Annotated in this window: 1 pseudogene; it reads left to right on the forward strand. The window is 62.0% G+C overall.

The features are described 5' to 3' along the window. Positions 1–230 precede the first annotated feature (230 nt). Positions 231–1,076 (forward strand): annotated as a pseudogene (locus tag ACFYMM_RS44450) (IS5 family transposase). Positions 1,077–1,101: the final 25 nt, after the last annotated feature.

Raw genomic sequence — 1,101 nt, forward strand, 5'->3', positions numbered from 1 at the left:
ACGTTCGCGTCATTTATGCTCCGTTTTGCGATAGTTGGGTCGCGTCGGGATTCGCCGTGTACAGGCAGAACAGGTGATATGTCTCTTCGGCTGAACCGTGCCAGGGCTTGCGTTTCGCCCCGGTTAATACCGATAGCTTCTGTCCGATTCAAGTAGGTCCCTGAAATCTGCTTTTGCCTCGCTCGATCGAGCGATATGCCCGGTTGGGGACCTTGTGCATGAGTGGTCCCATGACCTCTTCGAAGCAGCGTGAGCCCTACCTGAGCGATCTCTCGGATGCCCGCTGGGCGTTGATGGAACCGACCTTGACGGCCTGGCGGGCCGAGCGGCAGAAGACCTCGCTCAACCTTGGCGGCAAGGTTACTGACCTGCGAGAAGTCATGAACGCGATCCTCTTCCTCAACCGGACCGGCGTCCCCTGGCGCTACCTGCCCCACGACTTTCCGCCGCACACCACCGTGTTCGGCTACTTCAGCGCCTGGACCGCCGACGGCACCATCGAGAAACTCGGCCTCCACCTGCACCGGATGGTCCGTGAGCAGGTAGGACGCACCGCCGAACCCACCGCCTGCGTCATCGACGCCCAGAGCGTCAAGACCGCTACCAGCGTGCCCACCGACACCCAGGGCACCGACGCTGGCAAGAAGATCGTCGGCCGCAAACGCAGCATCGTCGTCGACACTCTCGGCCTGTTACTGCTGGTCATGGTGACCGCCGCCAGCGTCTCGGACAACGAGGCCGGCATACAGCTCCTCACCCGCGTCGCCGCCGACCACCCCACCATCAGCAAGGCATGGGTCGACACCGGCTAGAAGAAGAAGGCGATCGAGCACGGCGCCGCCCTGGGCATCGACGTCGACGTCGTCCCGCGAAACGAGCAGGTCAAAGGCTTCTCCGTCATCCCGCGGCGGTGGGTCGTGGAGCGGAGTTTTGGATGGATCATGATGCATCGCCGCCTCGCCCGCGACTATGAGACCAAACCGGCGCACTCCGAGAGCATGATCCGCCTCGCGATGATCTCCAATCTCGCGAAACGGGCAACGGGCGAAACGCCCATAACTTGGCACAACTCATGAACTATCAGGTCTTCAATCGGAACAC

Source organism: Streptomyces sp. NPDC006739 (assembly GCF_042869815.1).
Lineage (GTDB): Bacteria > Actinomycetota > Actinomycetes > Streptomycetales > Streptomycetaceae > Streptomyces.